Source organism: Methanosarcina thermophila TM-1 (assembly GCF_000969885.1).
Classification (GTDB): Archaea; Halobacteriota; Methanosarcinia; order Methanosarcinales; family Methanosarcinaceae; genus Methanosarcina; species Methanosarcina thermophila.
The window spans coordinates 1,077,067-1,097,156 of the sequence record NZ_CP009501.1 but is presented as its reverse complement, the minus strand read 5'-3'; the positions used below and the strand labels follow the sequence as shown (position 1 = coordinate 1,097,156).

The window sequence follows — 20,090 nt, the reverse complement described above, 5'->3', positions numbered from 1 at the left end:
AAAAATGGATTTTTTCTTACGGGCTGTAAGAATAAATTCTTCATTTTTTATTTTTGGATTAACAGGTAAAATTACTTCTGGAAAATGGTGTTCTTCATGAAAATAGGTGTAATCGCTATTCAGGGAGCGGTTTCTGAGCATGTTGATGCTTTGAGGAGAGCCCTCAGGGAAAGAAGGGCAGATGCAGAGGTAGTTGCTATAAAGCATAAAGGCATTGTCCCGGAGTGCAGCGGGATTGTGATTCCCGGCGGGGAGAGTACAACGCTTTGCAGGCTGCTTGCCCGCGAGGGGATTGCAGAAGAGATTAAGGATGCGGCTGCAAGAGGCGTTCCAATTCTCGGAACCTGTGCAGGTTTGATTGTAGTTGCGAAGGAAGGGGATGAGCAGGTTGAGAAAACCAGGCAGGAGCTGCTCGGAATTATGGATACCAGAGTTAACAGGAACGCTTTTGGTCGGCAGAGGGATTCTTTTGAAGCTGAACTCGAAGTTGAGGTCCTTGATTCTCCTTTCACCGGCGTGTTTATCAGAGCTCCCGGAATTGTAAGCTGCGGACCTGAGGTTCGCGTACTTTCCAGGCTTGATGACCTGATTATTGCCGCAGAGCAGAGAAATGTGCTGGCGCTTGCTTTCCATCCGGAATTGACCGACGATTTACGGATTCATCAATATTTCCTGGATAAAGTGTTTAACTGTTAAAACAGAAGGATTTCTAGTTTTATTTCCGGCTGTTTTCTTTATTACAAATTTTTGTGATTTTTGTATTAAGCTTTATAAACTTATATTGCGTTTTTTACTAAATATTTTTTAAGAAATTTATATATATTTATACTATCTTATTTTCTACACGCTTTCCTGCCTCTTAAGGCATGCTAAGTTATAAATATAAAAGGCTGAATAAAAAGTGTTATAACTTCTTTTGTTTTTAATACCTTGAAAGTTATATACGGATTGCAGCCATATTAATAAAAACCAATTCAATAAGGGGTAAAAATAAATGGTAAAATTAACAGAAGAAATGAAGAATGATTTTGCAAAGATGAAAATTTTTCCGTTTGCAACCGCATCTAAAAGCGGAGAACCGAACGTAATACCGATAGGCATGTGCAAATTGCAGGAAGATGGGGAAACTATCTGGATTACGGACAATTATTTCCTAAAGACCCGCAAGAACCTTGATGAAAATCCGAGAGGAGCACTTTATGTCTGGGGTCCGGACATCGAGGGCTGTTACCAGATAAAAGGGGATATTGAGATAAAGACCGAAGGTGAAGATTACGAGAAAATGTATAAAGAGGTTAAAGCTAAATCCGATAAGTTCCCTGCAAAAGCCCTTGTAGTTATGAAAATTACTGAAGTTTATGAGTGCAAAGCCTTCGCAGAGCCAGGAAAGAGACTTCTCTAAAAGCGTTTATAAGTCGCATAAAAACTTATACTTTTTTTCTGACACTGAGGATGAAAAATCATTCTCATTACTTCTCTTTTTGATAAAATATTTCAGTAAACGGTATTGTGATGTCTTTTTGTGAATATTATTTTTTGTAATAAATTTTCATAAAACTATACGGCTAATTGGCGAATATTTTGACAGAAAAACTTATCAATATTTATTTTAAACTTGTGAAGTGAGAAAGTTTTGCAGGATCTAGTAGTTTTAAGAGCAACTCTAAATCCTGCATATCTGAGGGCAAGAAATAGATTTTAAAGTTGTTTTAAAGTTTGTTTCTTGCCTTTTAGATGAAATAAATAGAAAAGGAAGATGGTAATATTCAAATCACTGAGACCGATAAGAATAGATGGGGTGATATTTCTCTCATAGTCTCTTTTCTGCTAATTTTATTTGGTACAATAGATTTTTTATGAACTCTAGCAATTACTCTATATTTATTATATTAGTGGGCTTTGCAGCATTATTCTCATCTATTAAAATGCGTGAAAAAAGAGATTTACCAATACTGTGATTTGTGGTTGGTCTATGTATCGTTTTAGCACTTGTTTCGCAGGCAATCCTCACACAAAATCAGTATTTTCTGATTTTTGGGTTTATAGCTCTTATAGTTTTTACAATAGATTATGCTAAACACTGAATATACTTAGGGAGGAAATAACATGATAAAGGAACATTTCTATTTGCGGTTGCAGATATTCTGATCGGAGTTGCTTTTATGGATATCACAGATATACTAGTCCTTAAAGCGATAGGAAATATTGTTGCCCTGGTAGGAGTTATCTATCTAGTGTGGTACGTATTTAACGAAGGGAAAGGAATTTTGATGAATATCTGAAATCTGTTTTCAACCACTATGAACTGTTATCGTCATGCTCAAAATTGGTAACCACAACCTTCATTCTCTCAATAGTGACATGGCAAATTTTTTGCATTTTATTATTATTCTTATCGTATGCACATTATTAGGGTACCTGTCTAATGATTTAATGAATGGAACACGTACTGGAATTTTCATGGGAATTGGGTTCGTTATAGGGAATATACTTGTAAAAAGACGAGAGAGAAGGAAACAAGAAGTAGAAAAAGAACACTAAAATCAATAGCAAATGAAATAAGTCAAAACAAAACCAAATAAGAAAAAACAATATCAAAATAGGTCAAATAAAAACGAACCAGGACTAAAAATAAAGTGAAAAGTGTTTTAAAGCCCGCCTGCAGGCGGAACTTTTAGAAATTACTCTGCTGGAGCTTCTGCTGGTGCTTCTGCCGGAGCTTCGAGGCCGAGAAGGGCTCTTATGGATTTGCTTCCGTATTCAACGACTTTTGCATTGATCTGGACGATGTCAGGGGCAATTTCCTTGCCGCGCATCATCTTTCTCCTGCGCTGTCCGGGGAGTTTAGGGGAATAGCCCACGCCGACTGCAAGCAGGATTCTCTGCCTTCTGGGACCTGGGAGGTCGGGTTTCATAACGAAACCGCTGCCGTCGCAGCCGCCAGTGATCTGGATTTTGTATCCGGTAAGACCAAAAATGCCGCCGTCAACAACATCGCCTATTGATTTTCCGATTAATGCGTTTGCTTCAGGGTCTTTTACATCGACCTGGTAAGCGCGCCCTTCCTTTGGGTCAGAAATTACAACTTTGAAACTAGCCATGTGAAATCCTCCAATATCTGATTTTATTTTTTAATAATTCCTTTGCCTTTTCATCCGAAACTTTAACCGGATTTTTCCTGAATTTTCACCTGAACCTTATTTGCAGCCTGAGATAACTTCTGAACGTAATCTACACTTATAAGCATTATTTTGCCCAGAAAGGATTGTCTTTCCTTTTCAGGGAAAGGAAAGCATCAAGAGTTTCTTTCTCATCGGTTGAAAGGGAATCATAAATCTCGTGCTCAAGAATTTTAGCATGCTTCTCAGGCACATTAATGTAGAGCACGTCTTCTTCTTTAATCTGCCTGCCTACGGTTGCGCCTTCAATTGCCATTGCAACCTCTTTGCCTACCCCTGCCGACGGAATGTTCTCGCCTTCGGACTGCAGTCCCTTAATCTTGCCTACAACGTTTCCGTTTTCAAGCATAACATCGACATTTGTCCGCACGACTCCACCAAGCACTCTTACGCCGACAACTGCAGGCTTGCTCTGGCGGAATACACAGCCCGGAAGGATTTTGAATTTTCCGGGACGGATTATCGTTTCAAAAATCTTCTTTTCAGCTTGTTCCTGCTGTTCTTTCACATATTTCTGGTAATCTTCAACCAGGCGGTAGATCACATCACTTGTGAATACCTTCACATTGCTTTCCTGCAGAAAATCTCTAGCGTCAGGGTGAACCTTGACATTGAAACCGACAATCACGGAATAAATCGGGTCTTCGACAGTCGACGCCTCAACCGCATCCCGGTGTGAGATGTCTCCTACTTCGGCTTTCCTGATAGGAATCTCATCTTTCTGAAACTCATGGACAAGAGCCTCAAGGGAGCCAAGAGTATCGGCTTTGATCATGATACCTTCCGAATCAGTATCAATCCTTACCTCATCGATCTCGGATTTTATCTGGGCTACAATCTCATCAAGAGTTTCTTCGGTAGCAACCCTTATCGGAGAGCCTGCAAGGGCACCTTCGAGCCCGGGAGCCGAAATTTTTACACCAGCAGCAGCAGTGACCTTACTCACCTGTTTGAACTTGCTCTCGTAATGGATTTCAGAAAGTTCCCTGGGTTTTAAAAGCGCACGGACCTTTGTTTGGATGGGTTCTCCCAGGCTTCCGATAACAACAGTATCGCCCTTTTTCAGAGTGCCGTCATAGAGAATAATATCAAGGGTTGTACCCAGTCCTTTCTCTTCCTTGACTTCTAGCACAGTGCCGACTCCAGGACCTGTAGCGCTGTACCGCAGGTTTGCCTCTAGGAATTTCTGAGCCAGGCCCAGAAGCACCATAAGGACATCAGGAATTCCTTCACCCGTAAAAGCACTTACAGGCACAACACCCAGGGTTTTCTGGAAGTTTGTAACCCGGTCATAACGATCTGCTGAAAAACCTTGATTGTACAGCTCGCCTATTACTTCGTAGAGTTTTGTCTCAAGCCGAGCCTGGACATCCCCGGACTGTTTTTTGAAAGTGGCTGCAAAAGGCAGGTCTTTATGTGGAACCCAGCCGCCAATTTTGTCGATCTTATTGGCAACAACAACAAAAGGAGTTCTAAAACGCTTTAAAATCTGCAGACTCTCATAGGTCTGGGGCTTGAAACCTTCGTTTATATCCACAACTACAACTGCAAGATCGGCTAGAGCGCCTCCCCTGCTTCTTAAAGTTGTAAAGGCATGGTGTCCTGGGGTATCAATAAAGAGCAGTCCTGGCACTATAAACCTGTCTCGAAGCTTCGGATCTCTGAGCTTGCTGACAATCACGTCTATTGGGACTTCAGTTGCCCCTATATGCTGTGTGATAGCGCCGGCTTCTCCACTAGCAATTGCAGTGCCCCTGATCTTGTCCAGCAAAGTCGTTTTCCCGTGGTCGACGTGCCCCATCACGCAGACTATGGGAGTCCTTAAATTTTTCTTGTCAGCCATATGCAAAACCTCTCTCATTCCCGCGTCTTATTTGCTGCAGGTCCAGAAGGGTCCGGGTTTCCCCTATGGACCCATATTGCAGGTACCGTACCGGATAAACAGAAAGCCTGGAGTAGTGTCCTGAAGTCTCAGAAACACGGAAAAAGGCTTTGAGTACCTGCTTTATTCGTACAGACAGACCTCGTCAATCCTGGAATATTTCCCTATCTCGGAGTCCTTAAAGTGAATTGCGATTTCCCTTGCTGCAGCGTCGGGGGAATCGGATGCATGAACTACATTTCTGCCCACATCCAGAGCGAAGTCACCACGGATTGTTCCGGGAGCCGCATCTACAGGGTTTGTAGCCCCGTTTATAGCCCTCATGACCCGGATTGCGTCTTTTCCTTCAACTACCATTGAAACTGAAGGGCCCGACGTGATGAATTCTACAAGACCAGAGAAGAAAGGTTTTGCTGCATGTTCAGCATAGTGTTCTTTTGCAGTATCTTCACTGATAACGTTCATCTTGAGAGCGACGATTTTCAAACCCCGCTTCTCGATTCTGGAAATTACCTCTCCGATCAGCCCGCGCTGGACTCCGTCAGGCTTTACCATAACGTATGTCTGTTCCATGTACACACCTTAATAATTCGAATAAACTGCCAACTCTATTCTTATGCTTTCTTCAACTGGATTCTGCCTTTCTCGGTCCACTCGGTACGCCTTGGCAGTCTACCCAGGTTGAAGTTGTTCATGCACTTGGAAGAGTGCATATAGTAGGTAGAGCCGTCTTTCTTGACGTAGAGCTTACCGGTCCCGGGCTCCAGCATCTTCCCACAAAAATAGCATTTCCTCTGTTCCATCCGTCTCACCGCTTTCTTATCTGGTGGTCAGTTTCTTTGCTTCTCTTGAAGTTTCAAGAAGCATCAGGATGTCGCCAACGCGCACAGGGCCTACGCAGTTTCTTGTAATAACACGACCCTTGTCCCTGCCTTCCAGAACCCTGCACTGGATCTGGCTGGCTTCACCATGCATACCCGTATTCCCGATAACGTCAATGACCTCAGCAGCAAAGCCGCCGGTTGTGCTTTCGTCAACCATAATCAGCACCTCCTATTATCAGGATTATTTAAGAGCTTCAAGCTTCTGGGCAATGTCCTGAACCATTTCAGCTGCTTTTCCTGCATCCACAATTGCGACAGTTGCACAGGACACACTAAGCCCGCTGGCTGCACCCAGTTCCTTCTGGTTTTTGACGAAAATGTAAGGTGTTTTCTTTTCTTCGGAAAGAGGAGCGATATGAGCAACGATCTCGGGAGGCTCTATGTCTTCTGCAATGAGAACGAGCTTTGCATTGCCTCTCTCGATTGCTTTTGTGGCTTCATTGGTGCCTTTTTTGATCTTTCCAGTGTCTCTGGCAAGCTCCAGAGCTTCAAGTGCTTTGTTTGTAAGTTCTTCTGGAACATCGAATTTAGCTAATTGTGCCATTTAAATTTCTCCTTCGAAATTGCGGTACTCGCAATTTTTCATCAATCATAGGTTTTTTAACACACATCTATCAACATTGAGCTTCAGATTTTTAATAAAGCCTGAGATACTTCAATGCGGAGAGTAAATGAGTTGAAACTAGATACTGCTAGCTAAATGCCGCAGATCGAACCTTAGAAGTACATGATCACCTATAAACTTTCTGCTTGAAAACGTTAGTCATAAACGAAAGGCAGAAGTAGAGTAATAAGAAATTCTTATATATAAGGTTATTTCAGTTCCCGGATGAAAAACCGAGTTAACACGTCATGGTTATAAGGAATGTAAGAAATTTTGATCACATGGACACAATCTACTATGAAGCTCACAAAAATCTCTATCTTAACCTTACAAACCGATGCAGTGCGGATTGTGTCTTCTGCATCCGCAATTTTGCAGACGGGGTTTACGGATATAACCTTAGGCTCTCGAAAGAACCGACAACTGAAGAAGTCATTGAAGCCCTGAAAGGACTGGATCTTTCAAAATATCGAGAGATTGTATTCACAGGACTTGGAGAACCCACTCTCAGGTTTGACACAGTGCTTGCAATAACCCGCTGGCTAAAAAGTCAAAATATCCGGGTCAGGCTTGATACCAACGGACAGGCAGCCCTGATAAATCCGAGAAGAGACGTGATTTCGGAGTTGAAATCTGCAGGTATAGACTCAATTTCCGTAAGTTTGAACGCCGAGTCCGAAGAAAAGTATAACAAACTCTGCAGACCAGTTCACAAAAACGCTTATGGTGCAGTACTCGATTTTATAAGAGGAGCAAAACAGGCAGGAATCAATACAAGAGTTACAGTAGTTGAAGTGTCCGAAATAGACATAGAAGAGTGTAGAAAGCTTGCCAAGGAGCTCGATGTGGATTTCCATGTAAGGGCTTTATCCAAAGCTGCAAGCAAAGATTTGAAAACTGCCAGAGATCCAGATATTTAAAAAATTGAGCTGTTTAAGACTCTACAAGATTCTACAGATGTAAATCAGCTTATAATTGAAAGCTACATAGCTGAGAAATACATACTTCCAGTAAAAATAAGATCTCATAACTATATGATTATTATTTATGGGATAGAGATTAACAGTACTGAGATTAATAGTATTGAAATTTGCAGTACTGGGATTTAAAGAATTAAAATTTGCGAAACTGAAGTTTAAAGGATTAAGATTTACAGAACTAAAATTTAAAGAATTAAAATCTCAGAATTGAGATTTTAAGAATTGAAATTTACAGAATTGAGATTTACGGATTAAGATTTATAGAAAGGAAATTTTCAGAACTGGAGATTTATACCTTCAATACCTTCAGTTCTGTAAATTTCAGATTTTCGGATTTTCTTCTTAATTTTCAGGAATGTGTTTTTCATCATCAAGGTTTTCAAAGTCGTCAGGGTCCTCCTCTTGGGCTCGTTTGAAGGTTTTGTTTTTCAGGAAGATGGCTACTATCATGACTGCCAGTAAAAGAACTATAGGAAACTTAAAGAAATTAAGCAGTCCGGAAAGCTCTGAGGAGTCCCCCAAAAAGCCGTAATTCTCTGTGCCCAAATCGGCTTTATTATTTATATCAGCCGAGTTTTCACCTGAAGAAGCCGATGCAATCTCAACTACGTTTTCAATACCTTCAGTCGTTGCAGTACCCTCATTTAGCGGTATTCCGGTTTCCCCTTCCTTATCAAGGTCGGATTCTCTGATCTCTTTACTGTAAAGGAAACTATCTCCAAAGAGCCGTGCAAAAACCGTGGAGTTTCGCTCAAAAAGGTACGCTGATCCGTCGTCACTTGCCGCGGCAAGAGTTGAGCTGTCAAGAGAAATAGACACGCAGTTAATATTTCCTCCACAACTGGTGTTCCAGAATTCTTTTCCCTCCATATCGAGGACGTAAAGCGTATCATCCCAGCTTCCGGCTGCAATAAATGACGCATCTGGGGAAATTGCAACGCTGTAAATATCGTCCTTTGCCTTATAGTCCCAGAGTTTTGTGCCTGTATTGTTAAATAGATAGACTCTATCGTCAAAACTTCCGGCTGCCAGGTGTGAGCCGTTGCTTGTTAGTGAAACGCTGCTGATCCAGTAAGCAGGATTATGCATCCAGGAAAACTCCCCTTTCTGGGAAAGAAGATACACATTATAATTGGATCCACCAGCAGCCACATAGTGAGCTTGTGGAGTCATGCATACGCTATTGATTACACTGCCTGTCTTCCTTTCCCAGATTTTTTTTCCTTTGCTGTCAAAAAGGTAAATATACTTATTGTAACCCCCGGCTGCAACATAGGAACCATCTCTTGAGATAGCTACACTTCGGATGGGATCTCTTGAATCGAAATTCCATAAAAGCTTGCCTTCCCTGCTAAAGAAGTATAGCTTGCCGTCCTCACTGCCTGCTGCCACATAGGAACCGTCGTAAGAGACCGCCACACTATTCAGACTGCCCCCGGTTTCATAATCCCAGAGCAGATTACCATTCCGTGCAAAACAGTATACCTTATTATCGTTGCTACCTGCAGCTACACGGGTCCCATCCGAAGAAATCGATACTGTATAAACAACATCTCCTGTAGTATAGCTCCAGAGTTTTTTTCCCTCAGAATTGAAAAGAGAAACATTATGATCAAAGCCCCCTGTTGCAAGAAAATTCCCCCCGGAAGAGAGAGAAACCGCATTAACTATGTGTCCGGTTTCACACTTACAGAGCAGATTAAAAGCCCTGAGTTCCGAAAGATTTACGTTCCCATTATTCGGGATAACTGGGTCCGCAGCTCCCAAATCTGCAAACAGGCCGAAGGACAAACCCAGTGCTATAAACAACCATATTCCCGCCAACTGTCTCATAATAATTATAATGAAGGAGTTTAACCCAAATGAATTTTTTCCCAGAGTTTACAGTGGAAAAAGGAATCTAGTCCTGGCTAATCGAAAAGCCAGAACAGATTAAGTTATATTCAATATCCTTTAAGAGACAGAACAAAGTGGCAGGTGATCAAATTCACTGCCATTAACCTCATAAGGGGAATCACAGATTCCATCCTTATCTAGGTCCGTACATTTCTGGCTAAAACCCGAACCATTCGGATTTGCCCAGAAATTTCCTCCCAGGTTTGGTCCCCCAATTATATTTGTCCCAACAGACTGCGTAGTATTCCAGATATTTCCTTCAGCATTTTCTGTTTTCACATTTATGCTATTATTGAAACAATTATTGTAAATTCGGTTATTTGCACTGTGATCCAGCAGGTAGATGCCAGATTCATTATTTGCTGTTATTTTGTTGTCAGACAGCTCGTTGTCGTGGCAGTCTTCTTTTAGAAGGATGCCTGTGCTGCCATTTGAAATCGTGTTGTTATATATTCTGGAATCGAAGACGAAGGTCAAATAAATTCCTTCCCTGCAACCTGTAATCAGATTGTCACGAAGCACAGTTCTTGCCTGAACGTCATAAATATCGATGCCGGTACTGCAGTTTACGATTTCATTCCATGAGACTAGATTGTTTCCACCGCAGCAGGCAATGCTTATCCCATTGCCATTCAAGACACGATTCTGGAACATTATATTGTCCCAGCAATGGGCTCCAATAATGAGATTACTCCCCTCAATGGTATTATTTAGCAGCAAGTTCTTCCCACATCCCTCATCGAGCCAGATGCCGTTTCGGAGAAAAGTGTTTTTCAGGAGTGTACAGTTTCTGGAGTTCTGGAGGTAAACTCCGTACTGATTTTCGAAAAATGTATTATTCTCGATTGTGCAGTTATTTACCTGCTCAAGACAGATCCCTGCCGGAGGGCAGCTTATCTCATCCCATAAATAGACAGACGCATTCGATTCGGAATCAGGAGCCTGATCTGTAACCGGATTTTCTCCTGTATCGCTGAGATTACTGGAATTATTGCCGTGGTCAGAGGTATTTATGGAATTTGAAGCCTCAGGAGCGGCAGTAATTTCCCCTGTTCCAGTTATATTGAAACCACTGATAGTCACGTTATCAGCTTTAACCCGGAATACGCTTGAATTTCCGTCCCTGGCTTTTATAAGCACAGCTCCAGAGCTATTAGATTCCGAACTGATCTTTATTCCAGATACATTGACAAGCACGTTCTCCTGATACTCTCCTGCTTTCACAATTACAATATCCCCGGATGTAGAATTATTTACTGCAGCTTGGATTGAGTTTCCGGGTTCTACATAAATAACCTCTGCACTTCCTACATATGATGAGAATAGAAATAAGATGACAAAAAATGCGGCACTGAACCTCTGCCGGTTACGGCAGTCTCCGATAAGCATGATTTTCAAAACTTACCCTCCAGAATTACATTAACCCTCCGGTTCAAGACAAGATAAGTTTGAACCGATACTCATTGTTATAATGACCATAATTTGTTAATATACAGATTAAATTAATAATTTATATATTAACTGTCCAATTAATTTTATAACGTCTATTAATTACCTTTTACATTTTTTTACAATATACAACATAAAATAAAACCGAAAATAGAGAGCTAACTTGCAATAAAGCGCCGCCTTAGTGGGACTATGGGCGAGTTTGTGGAATAAGCAAGGTAGGCATTTGCCGCGAATACATTTCCTTCGGTAGCACAGGTATGTGCTCTTGCAAAAATAGCTCAAGCAAGGGTAAGGTAACTGTATTTCCTGATCGTCCCTGAGTTTTTTGCAAAAATAGCCTAAGCAAGTAGGGTAACCGTAAATGCGCCGAAATCTCCTGATCATCCCCGAGTTTCAGAGAAGAAAGATAGAGAAAGAGATGTGCCCGACTTTAACTGTTTCTCCAGATCTAAATTGGTATCTGGAGCTTATCCCATGCCTGTTATGAAATTTTCGGATTGTATACCATAATGGAAGCTATAGAAAAAAATTTCTGGGATTTTTTGTTTTTTCAGAAATATTAACAGATGTAACCGAGAATAATAAGAATATTAAATAATTGAAATTCTTATTTTAGGCTTTCAACTCCTAATTTAATTATATGTGAGTTGATCTGTAATATTTTACAATTCTGAATTTTTCTCATCTTTCATAAAGGGAGATAAAGTATTATCAAGCTTTAAAAGCCTTCAACCAGAGAAATTACTGGACTGTTGAAGAAAGTATACTTATATTTTAATTTTACAATTTTAGAATTAGTCCCAACTTGCCTCCCGAGAAATAAAGTCAAAAGTTGGGATGTAACAAAATGGGAGCTTAAAGATCTTTAGAATTGAAAAAAATAAAGATCTTAAAAATAAGAAAGAAAATTCAAAAAATGGATAAACACTGGAAAAACTGAAAAAAATGAACTTTAGGGAGTTCGAACGGAAAATGCGACCTCTGCTCTCTTGTAATATCGTCACACACACTCTGATCCCTTCCGGTGCAATTGCAGCAGAGGCCGCTTATGAGTCCCATACAGGCAACCTGTCCTGTGACTGATAAGTTTCAGGAAGGTTGTGAATGCAGCAGAAATAGCCACATTTCTCTGTAGGGATTCAGGCATGCAGGCAGACCTGCAATTTCAGCTGTGGGATGAGAACCTAACTACATCGGTAGCAAGACGGTGTCGGCTACCGTATGTATTAGGATTAAATCCTTACGCGAAGAGCCTTTCAGACAGTTCCTGATAGGGCGGATTTCAGGGGCTGCCTGAAATATCTTTCTTATTTTTAGTCCTTATCTAGTCCTTATCTCAGGATATAAATATTTTCAAGAAAGAACTATCTGTTTGCTGGTAGACTTCATATTTGAGACTATTGTTTCAGGGTTGCTCAGGTTTTTTCAGGTTATTCTGTCGCTGAGGTTAAGCCCAATTAACCCTACCACGACAATGAAAAGAGAAATCATTTTCACAGAATTGACAGGTTCCCTGAACCATAAAATCCCGATAATAGTAATCAGAGCTGTACCTAATCCTGCCCATACTGCATATGCAATGCTTACATCCATACCCTTAAGGGCCAGGGTAAATAGGAAAAAGCTCACCGCATAAAAAACAAAAATTAGTATAGAAGGAAGAATTTTTGAGAATCCCTGGGAAAGTTTCATGCATGTAGTTCCGCAGACTTCAAATAAAATTGCCAGTAAGAGCAGATAATGAGAGTTCATTAATTAATTATTTTTCGTCTCTTTATTTTTATCTTCTCTTTCATTTATTTTTTATTTAATATTATTTCCCCTTCTAAATCTACTCTTATTTGCTTTCTTCAGTTAAAAACCACGATTGATGACTCGAAAAGCTTTCTTTCGTTATCAGGTTTTTATTATTGTAATAGAGATATTTTTCAGATACATTTATATAGTATAAAAGCCACGGACATAATCGCAGTAAAAATAAAGAGTCATATACTCTGTTATTAAAAACTCATTTTGTTTTTAATAAAAGAATGTATAGATCTTATTTTTATGGCAACTTAGACTGTATCCGCTGTAAGCGGAGGTGAAACGAAAATGAGTTTTAATAACAGAGGGAGCTCTTTCAGGGGAAGAGACAGCAGCCGGGGAAACAGAGACAACCGCGGAGCTTTCAGAGGCAGCAACAACGGTCCTAGGGAAATGTATCCTGCAGTTTGTTCTGACTGTGGTGTAGAGACCCAGGTTCCATTCAAGCCGGCTGAAGGAAGACCAGTTTACTGTAGAGATTGCCTGTCTAATCATAGGAAATTCTAATTTAAAAGCTTTTAAATTAAAATTAAGGTGAGTGCTGATTTTAAAATTATCAACACCTGCTTTCTTTTTGTTCTAAGTTTTTACCTTATAGCAGGCTAGGGATCTTATAATCCCGAACTTTTATTAATGCTTTAATTTACTTATTCATGGGATAATAGAACCGTTTGATGGGATCTCTGGGCTGGGGAACAGTGAAGGATCTTTAAATATCTTTGATATGTGGAAATTCTTGAGGTTCAGGAGCTTTCAAAGATTCAGGTTTTTAGAGGTTCTTTAATTCCTATCCGTTTATGAACCCTCACGTTAAAGTACCTGAAGCATCGCTTAGTATAGAATGTTTGATAAGTTGACAAGAAAGTAGCAAATCATAATAAAATAAACCAAACTGATAATCAAAGAGGAGTTAATCTGGCGAATTATAGAAGCAATATAAGAAAAAGAAAAGCAGGGGCTGGGGGCGCTACACCCTCCACGCAGGAAGTAACAAGGGTACGCACTCCGCGCAAAGAAAACCACGAAGTCCTGGCAACCGTAGGAAGCCTTTTAGGTTCAAAAAGGGTGAAATTGCAGTGTATGGACGGTGTAGTCCGGATGGGGCGGATTCCAGGATCCAAGAACAAGAAAATGTGGATCCACGAGGGAGATGTAGTAATCGTCACCCCCTGGGATATTCAGGATTCCAAAGCCGATGTAATCTGGAAATACACAAAGCATCAGGTCGAATGGCTTGAAAGAAAAGGATACCTCAAGTGAGCACCCGAAATAATGCAGTAAACTCGATAAAACTGTATTCCCCCATCACTCCGGTTTTAACCAGCTCTCGGTTAAACCCTTCTCTCCTTCCCATGTTTCTTCTTCAAACACTTCCCTGTAATTTCTGAGGTTATTCCATTAACTTACTATAATTTTCTGAAGCAAAAGCACTTTTCTGCATGAGTATGCTTTTTATAGGTAAGATTTATATAATTTGATTGCATATTAAGAGTATTAAAAATAAAGAAATGTATATTCTGTTATTAAAAACTAGTTCCTGTTTTTAATCAAAGAGCAATATACAGTCTTATTTTTAAACAAATGACTATCCGCTGTAAGCGGAGGTGAAAATAAAATGGTTTTTAATAACAGAAATCCCTTCAGGGGAAGGGACAGCAACCGCGGAGGGTTCGGAGGTCTAAGGGAAATGCACAACGCAACCTGTTCGGATTGTGGCTCTGAAACTCAGGTACCATTCAGACCTGACCCTGACAGACCAGTCTACTGTAGAGAATGCCTTCCTAACCACAGGAAACCCAGAGAAAACAGGTATTAACGTGCCAGGTTTGTTCAAAAAATTTTAATAACAGATTATGTCCGTTTCGTTAGCTTGGGCAGGTCAAACGGACTCCCTTCTTTTATAATGATCATATCGGATAGTATTGATTATACCGGATAGAATGTTTTATTGAAAGTTCATAGTCTTTTCTTCTTATTGAGTCATCAATCTCCTTTTCATATTCAACTACGGAATTTAATCTCTTTTATAATCTATCTGAACAGATATAAAATCTCTAAATTTATAGGTAAATTCTAGATCTATCAACAAGATCGATTTTATAATTTCCATTAAGTGTGCAGATTTCTAAGATGATTGATAGAAAGATTTATATAATCAAATAACTATGTAGAGGTGGTTGAAAATAAAGAGACGTATAATCTGTTATTAAAAACTCCATTTTTGTTTTTAATCAATAAATTTTATACAATCTTATTTTTGCCTTATTGTTATCCGTTTATAACGGAGGTGAAACGAAAATGGGTTTTAATGACAGAGGAAATTCTTACCGTGGTGGCAACAGAGACAGAAACCACGGAGGATTCAGAGGCGGCAACAGCAGCCCCAGGGAAATGACCAGAGTTACCTGTTCTGACTGCGGTATTGAGACTGAAGTTCCATTCAAACCGACCGAAGGAAGACCGGTTTACTGTAGAGACTGCCTGCCTAACCACAGGAAATTCTAAAAACGATCTGCGTTGGGTATTAATTTTAAAGATTTAGCCAGCTTTATGGCTTAGCTAGGATTAATGCTCAATTCATTTTCATTATTTGTCTTGAGTCGCTTTGCTTTTTACCTTTTGTTCAGGGGTTTTTGGGGACCAGGAAACAATCGTTCTACAGGTCTTTCTGAGAAAGTTAACAGCATTAGACGGTGAAGACCTGTAAAGATATCCGGAAAGAAGTAAAAACAGGCGAATTAAGGGTAAAAGCAAGAAAAAACTATCCGAGATTAAAACTATCGAATAAGAGACAAAAATCGGAGGAATAATTTGGCTAATTATAGAAGCATTATGAAAAAGAGAAATGCAGGATCAAATAAGCCTGTAGGTACAGGAGATGCCCCGGAAGTAACAAGGGTACGTACTCCCCGTAAGGACAGAAACGAGGTTCTTGCAACTGTATCAGGTTTACTTGGTTCAAAAAGGGTCACATTACAATGTATGGACGGAGTCGTCCGAATGGGCCGGATTCCTGGGTCCAAAAAAAAGAGAATGTGGATACGCGAAGGTGATATAGTAATAGCGAACCCCTGGGAAATTCAGGATTCCAAAGCCGATGTTACCTGGAAATATACAAGGCCTCAGGTCGAATGGCTTGAAAGAAAAGGGTATCTTAACTGAGGATGCCTTAAAACCTTCATTCATTTTACACAGATTGTCTTAGCCTACGCTTAATTAACCGCAGTTAACCCATGGTTTTGAAAACTAATAAAAGAAGCTTTTGATCTAATTTTATACTCTCAATTTCATTTAAAAGCTTTTAATCTAACTTAATGCTCTTAATCTCATTTACTTTCTAATCTCGTTTTACTCTTTCAAGCTCGTTTTACTTTTTTCTGAGCCAGGGAATTGTAGCAGGTTTTCAATTTTAAGTAGTTCATCGGCTTCCTCTTTGCTCAAAAACCCCCTCATTACCAGGACTTCCTTTACAGGTATTCTCTTATCCAGCACCTCTTTTGCAATCTCGGCAGCATTAAGATACCCTAACTTTGGGGCAAGGAAGGTTACAAGGGTAGGATTCAACTCAAGGTAGGCTCTGCACCTATCTTCATTCGCTTTTATCCCTTCCACGCAGCGAGTCTGAAAAATCGGCAGATAGTTTGTGAGAAGGGAAACTGACATAAGAATATTGGAGGTTATAACAGGGGTCATAACATTGAGCTCGAGCTGCCCAGCCTGAGTTGCAAAAGCCACTGCAGTGTCATTGCCTACAATCTGGAACCCTATCATATCCAGGCATTCAGCCATTACAGGGTTGTATTTTCCCGGCATCATGGACGAGCCAGGCTGCACAGCAGGAAGCTCAATTTCAGAAATTCCAGAAGTTGGACCGGCGTTAAGGAGCCTCAAATCATTGGCTATTCTTATAAGTTCAAGTGCTAATTCCCGAAGGGCTCCTGAAAAAGCAGCAAGCTGGGAACGGCTCTGCAGGGCTTCAAAACTATTGCTTGCCTTTCGAAAAGGTAATTTACAGAGCTCGGAAAGTTTCGAAATTACAAGCTCGCGATATTTCGGATCGGTATTAGCCCCTGTCCCGGTTGCAGTCCCTCCTAAAGGAAGTTCAAGCAGATCATTTCTTCGCTCTTTTATCCTGCCTGAAGCCCTCAGCAGCGCAGCCGCATAAGCTCCGAATTCATCGCCAAGAGTCACAGGCAAGGCGTCCATAAGGTGTGTCCGGCCAGATTTAGGGATTCTCGAGAATTCCAGTGCTTTTGCCTGAAAAGCTTCCGCAAGAGAGGCAAGCACATCAATAAGCCTGTCAGCCGCAAAAATTACAGCTATGCTTGAGGCGGTCGGAAAGGTATCATTGGTTGATTGAGACATATTTACATGGTCGTTAGGGCTCAGGAAGCTGTAATCTCCCCGGTTCCGGCCCAGGATTTCCAGAGCCCGGTTTGCAAGTACCTCGTTAACGTTCATATTAAAAGAAGTGCCTGCCCCTGCTTGGAAGATATCCACAGGAAACTGGTCTGAATACTTTCCTGAAAGCCCGGAAAGCACTTCATCGGCTGCAGCTACAATGGCATCTCCTCTCACCCTGTCAAGCACTCCAAGCTCCAGATTGGTAAGTGCTGCTGCCTTTTTTACAAGAATATATGCCCTGATAAACTCCGGGCTCGCCCTGTGCCCGCTTACAGGGAAATTACAGATAGCACGCTGGGTCTGAATGCCATAATAAGCATCAGCTGGAACTTCCATTTCCCCAAGAGAATCTTTCTCAATCCGACTATTCAAAGTAATAGATCACCCCAGAAGATCTCCTTTGAGAATCTCAGAATTTTTGTACAGGTTCCATCCCAGATTTTTTGATTTGCCTCCTGGCTTTTCCGATGCCCTCAATAGGTGGAACACCTTTTGGGCAGACAGCCCTGCAGTTGGCATGGAATTCACAACCCCACCAGCCTGATTTGCTGTTGGCGAGCATGAGCCGCAATTCATTATTCGCTTCGCGGGGATCTATATAGAACCTGTACAGTTTTGCAAGAGCTGCAGGACCTAGAAAATCTTTTTCCTTTCCCGAGACAGGGCAGGCACTCACGCAGGCTGCACAGAGTATGCAGTTTGTGTATTTCTCAAGCTCTTTTACAGGATCAGGCTGCATGAGATGCTCCTTCTCGGGCGGTTTTGGAGCCGGTTTTAAAGTCGGCTCGATTGCTCTGTAAAATTCGAAAAACTTATCCATATCCACTATAAGGTCTTTAATTTTCGGCAGAGAAGGAAGGGGCTCTACAAGTACCTCATTTTCGGGATCCCAGGAAATATTCTCTTCCATTCCAGGAAAGGGGCGCAACTTTACTCTTCTTTCACCTTTAAGCAGGGATTCTATCCGGGTCTGACAGGCAAGCGAAGGTATTTTATTAATCAGCATTGCACAGCTTCCGCAAACCGCGCCTCTGCAGGAGTAGCGGAAAGCAAGGGAATCATCAAATTCTTCCTGGATTTTGAATAACGCGGAAAGGACTGTCATTCCTGCAGAGGGCTCGATTTCAAAAGTATCATAACGGGACTTCCCATCTTTCCTGTCAAATCGAAATACCTTCAATTTCATCAATATACACGCTCCTTAACAGGAAACTTCCTGATCCTTACAGGTAGGGATTCAAGCACAGGGTTTCCTTTTTTTAGCCTGTACAGAGTGTGATGAAGGAAGTTATTGTCGTCCCTCTGCGGGTAATCAACCCTTGAATGGGAACCCCTGCTTTCCTTCCTGGCAATAGCTCCTCTTGCAACGGCTTCTCCAATATCAAACAATCCCTCAAGTTCGAGAGCATAGATAAGTGCATAATTAAATTCTCTGGATTTATTATTAATATAAACATCGCTAAAGCGGTTTTTAAGCTGGAGGAGTTTTTCCAAACCTTTTTCCATCTTTTTCCCTTCCCGAAAAACTCCGAAATATTCAAACATTGTTTTTCTCAGTTCATCCCTGAGGCTGTGCATTTTTACTCCGGATTTTCTGGCGAGCAGGGTTTTTATACGCTCGTTTTCCCTATGCAGGCTCTCAAGGACAGCCTTTTTAGCCTCCTTTCTATCATATCCAGAAGCCAGGAAAGCTTTTCCTATCTCCTGCCCTGCAAGCTTGCCGAAAACCACAGTTTCAAGCAGAGAATTGCCTCCTAGCCGATTTGCCCCATGCACGCTTATGCAGGCGCATTCTCCTGCCGCATACAGCCCTGGGAGTTCGGTTTCCAGGGAGTTGCCTACCGAAATTCCTCCCATTGAATAATGCTGACCTGGCTGTACCGGGATTGGAGATTTAACAGGATCAATGCCTGCAAAGTTCAGACAGATGAGCCTTATCCCGGGCAGGCGTTCTGTAATTCTCTCCTCTTTCAGGTGCCTCAGGTCAAGGAGGACGTAACCGCCCTCAAATCCCCTGCTTTCTTCAATTTCCTGCTGGATGGCTCTCGCAACAATATCTCTTGGGGCAAGCTCCATGGAGGCAGGGGCATATCTCTCCATAAAACGCTCATTCCTGTTATTCAGGAGATACCCACCTTCTCCTCTTGCACCTTCTGTGATCAGGATGTTTGTGCCGTAAAGGGTAGTTGGATGGAACTGCACGAATTCCATGTCCTTTAAAGGCACACCTGCCCGAAGCGCCAGGGATGCACCGTCCCCTGTATTAATCAGGGCGTTTGTGGAACGGTCAAAAAGTCGCCCAAAACCGCCGGTTGCAAGTAAAAGAGAATGGCAGGTAAAACCATGCAAGTTCCCATCAGCGATATTCAGAGCAGTACAGCCTACACATCTTTCTTCTTTCTTCGAGCCTTTCTCAGACAGGCTTTCTCCTGACTTTACAAGGGAGGTTACAAAAAATTCTTCGTAAAAGCTAAGTTTGCTCGGCTTCCGGTTTTCACAGTTTTCACTTTCTTTTCTCTGCCTGCCAACAAGTTGTTCATAGAGTGAATGCAGAATATTATGCCCTGTCCGATCTGCAGCGTAGCAGGTTCTTGGGAACATACCTCCTCCAAAGGGTCTCTGAGCAATCCTGCCGTCAGGAAGCCTGGAAAAAACAGTTCCGAAATGCTCAAGCTCTATCACTGCTTCAGGTGCGTTTTTACACAGGATTTCCACGGCATCCTGGTCAGCCAGATAATCCGACCCCCTTACTGTATCAAAGGCATGTGCTTCCCAGGAATCACTGGCTACGGCATTTCCTAAAGCTGCATTTATCCCTCCCTGGGCTGCTACGGAGTGGGAGCGGAGAGGATGCACCTTAGAAATAACGGCTGTATTGAGCCCCTGATCTACGGTTTCAATCGCCGCCCTAAGCCCTGTAATTCCGGCACCGACTATAACTACATCATGTGAGTGTACAGGATATCCAGCCTCATTTTCTTTGCCTTCCATTAGTCCCCCCCT

21 protein-coding genes are annotated in these 20,090 nt (G+C 41.6%); 9 read left to right on the top strand and 12 right to left on the bottom strand.

Annotated features, from left to right (window positions below; genetic code table 11):
- The first annotated feature begins 96 nt into the window (after positions 1–96).
- Positions 97–696 (top strand): pyridoxal 5'-phosphate synthase glutaminase subunit PdxT, encoded by a 600-nt coding sequence (pdxT, locus tag MSTHT_RS04650; protein ID WP_048166771.1) that lies wholly within the window; start codon positions 97–99, stop codon positions 694–696.
- Between the two features lie 298 nt (positions 697–994).
- Positions 995–1,402, top strand: a complete 408-nt coding sequence (locus MSTHT_RS04645) for a pyridoxamine 5'-phosphate oxidase family protein (protein ID WP_048166770.1) — start codon at positions 995–997, stop codon at positions 1,400–1,402.
- 1,279 nt (positions 1,403–2,681) lie between these two features.
- On the opposite strand, the gene MSTHT_RS04635 is transcribed toward MSTHT_RS04645, so the two are convergent.
- The 6 genes from MSTHT_RS04635 to rpl7ae all read right to left on the bottom strand — a co-directional run bounded on the left by MSTHT_RS04635 (position 2,682) and on the right by rpl7ae (position 6,489).
- A complete protein-coding gene (locus MSTHT_RS04635; protein WP_048166768.1) occupies positions 2,682–3,101 on the bottom strand; it encodes a 30S ribosomal protein S6e in 420 nt (139 codons plus the stop codon).
- Between the two features lie 145 nt (positions 3,102–3,246).
- Positions 3,247–5,022, bottom strand: a complete 1,776-nt coding sequence (gene infB, locus MSTHT_RS04630) for a translation initiation factor IF-2 (RefSeq protein ID WP_048166767.1) — start codon at positions 5,020–5,022, stop codon at positions 3,247–3,249.
- A gap of 162 nt (positions 5,023–5,184) precedes the next feature.
- On the bottom strand, positions 5,185–5,634 hold the full coding sequence (gene ndk, locus MSTHT_RS04625) for a nucleoside-diphosphate kinase (RefSeq protein ID WP_048166766.1): 450 nt from the start codon (positions 5,632–5,634) through the stop codon (positions 5,185–5,187).
- 41 nt (positions 5,635–5,675) lie between these two features.
- Positions 5,676–5,864 carry a 50S ribosomal protein L24e gene (locus tag MSTHT_RS04620; RefSeq protein ID WP_048166765.1) on the bottom strand — a complete coding sequence of 63 codons (189 nt, stop codon included), beginning with the start codon at positions 5,862–5,864 and terminating at the stop codon, positions 5,676–5,678.
- 16 nt (positions 5,865–5,880) lie between these two features.
- A complete protein-coding gene (locus MSTHT_RS04615) occupies positions 5,881–6,102 on the bottom strand; it encodes a 30S ribosomal protein S28e (RefSeq protein ID WP_048166764.1) in 222 nt (73 codons plus the stop codon).
- A gap of 24 nt (positions 6,103–6,126) precedes the next feature.
- A complete protein-coding gene (rpl7ae, locus tag MSTHT_RS04610; RefSeq protein ID WP_048166763.1) occupies positions 6,127–6,489 on the bottom strand; it encodes a 50S ribosomal protein L7Ae in 363 nt (120 codons plus the stop codon).
- A 308-nt stretch (positions 6,490–6,797) separates the two neighbouring features.
- Here rpl7ae and MSTHT_RS04605 point away from each other — a divergent pair, with 308 nt between their 5' ends.
- Positions 6,798–7,469, top strand: a complete 672-nt coding sequence (locus MSTHT_RS04605) for a TatD family nuclease-associated radical SAM protein (protein WP_048166762.1) — start codon at positions 6,798–6,800, stop codon at positions 7,467–7,469.
- Positions 7,470–7,871: 402 nt separating this feature from the next.
- Here the strand turns inward: MSTHT_RS04605 and MSTHT_RS04600 are convergent, their stop codons facing one another.
- Both MSTHT_RS04600 and MSTHT_RS04595 read right to left on the bottom strand, forming a co-directional pair.
- The gene (locus tag MSTHT_RS04600) at positions 7,872–9,338 is read right to left on the bottom strand and encodes a WD40 repeat domain-containing protein (protein ID WP_231588192.1); all 1,467 of its coding nucleotides are present in this window, start codon (positions 9,336–9,338) and stop codon (positions 7,872–7,874) included.
- Positions 9,339–9,482: 144 nt separating this feature from the next.
- Complete coding sequence (locus tag MSTHT_RS04595; RefSeq protein ID WP_048168386.1) at positions 9,483–10,814, bottom strand: right-handed parallel beta-helix repeat-containing protein; 1,332 nt, start codon at positions 10,812–10,814, stop codon at positions 9,483–9,485.
- 1,008 nt (positions 10,815–11,822) lie between these two features.
- Between MSTHT_RS04595 and MSTHT_RS14390 the strand changes: the two genes are divergently transcribed.
- Positions 11,823–11,960 carry a hypothetical protein gene (locus MSTHT_RS14390; protein ID WP_156149712.1) on the top strand — a complete coding sequence of 46 codons (138 nt, stop codon included), beginning with the start codon at positions 11,823–11,825 and terminating at the stop codon, positions 11,958–11,960.
- Positions 11,961–12,302: 342 nt separating this feature from the next.
- On the opposite strand, the gene MSTHT_RS04590 is transcribed toward MSTHT_RS14390, so the two are convergent.
- A complete protein-coding gene (locus MSTHT_RS04590) occupies positions 12,303–12,629 on the bottom strand; it encodes a DMT family transporter (protein ID WP_048166760.1) in 327 nt (108 codons plus the stop codon).
- Positions 12,630–12,971: 342 nt separating this feature from the next.
- Between MSTHT_RS04590 and MSTHT_RS04585 the strand changes: the two genes are divergently transcribed.
- From MSTHT_RS04585 to eif1A (MSTHT_RS04565), 5 genes are all read left to right on the top strand, one after another.
- Positions 12,972–13,190: a CxxC-x17-CxxC domain-containing protein gene (locus MSTHT_RS04585; protein ID WP_048166759.1), complete on the top strand. Its 219-nt coding sequence runs from the start codon at positions 12,972–12,974 to the stop codon at positions 13,188–13,190.
- Positions 13,191–13,619: 429 nt separating this feature from the next.
- A complete protein-coding gene (eif1A, locus tag MSTHT_RS04580) occupies positions 13,620–13,943 on the top strand; it encodes a translation initiation factor eIF-1A (protein ID WP_048166758.1) in 324 nt (107 codons plus the stop codon).
- Positions 13,944–14,298: 355 nt separating this feature from the next.
- Entirely contained in the window at positions 14,299–14,499 is a 201-nt protein-coding gene (locus MSTHT_RS04575) for a CxxC-x17-CxxC domain-containing protein (protein WP_048166757.1), read from the top strand.
- Positions 14,500–14,981: 482 nt separating this feature from the next.
- The gene (locus tag MSTHT_RS04570) at positions 14,982–15,188 is read left to right on the top strand and encodes a CxxC-x17-CxxC domain-containing protein (protein WP_048166756.1); all 207 of its coding nucleotides are present in this window, start codon (positions 14,982–14,984) and stop codon (positions 15,186–15,188) included.
- Between the two features lie 327 nt (positions 15,189–15,515).
- The gene (gene eif1A, locus MSTHT_RS04565) at positions 15,516–15,845 is read left to right on the top strand and encodes a translation initiation factor eIF-1A (RefSeq protein ID WP_048166755.1); all 330 of its coding nucleotides are present in this window, start codon (positions 15,516–15,518) and stop codon (positions 15,843–15,845) included.
- 186 nt (positions 15,846–16,031) lie between these two features.
- Here eif1A (MSTHT_RS04565) and MSTHT_RS04560 read toward each other — a convergent pair whose 3' ends face one another.
- The 3 genes from MSTHT_RS04560 to MSTHT_RS04550 are packed head-to-tail and all read right to left on the bottom strand — an operon-like array spanning position 16,032 to position 20,078.
- Positions 16,032–17,459, bottom strand: coding sequence for an aspartate ammonia-lyase (locus MSTHT_RS04560; RefSeq protein ID WP_148704582.1), 1,428 nt, complete (start codon positions 17,457–17,459; stop codon positions 16,032–16,034).
- Positions 17,460–17,496: 37 nt separating this feature from the next.
- Entirely contained in the window at positions 17,497–18,273 is a 777-nt protein-coding gene (locus MSTHT_RS04555) for a succinate dehydrogenase/fumarate reductase iron-sulfur subunit (RefSeq protein ID WP_048166754.1), read from the bottom strand.
- Positions 18,273–20,078 (bottom strand): FAD-binding protein, encoded by a 1,806-nt coding sequence (locus MSTHT_RS04550; RefSeq protein WP_048166753.1) that lies wholly within the window; start codon positions 20,076–20,078, stop codon positions 18,273–18,275. The genes MSTHT_RS04555 and MSTHT_RS04550 overlap by 1 nt, the downstream gene beginning before the upstream one ends.
- Between the last annotated feature and the right edge of the window lie 12 nt (positions 20,079–20,090).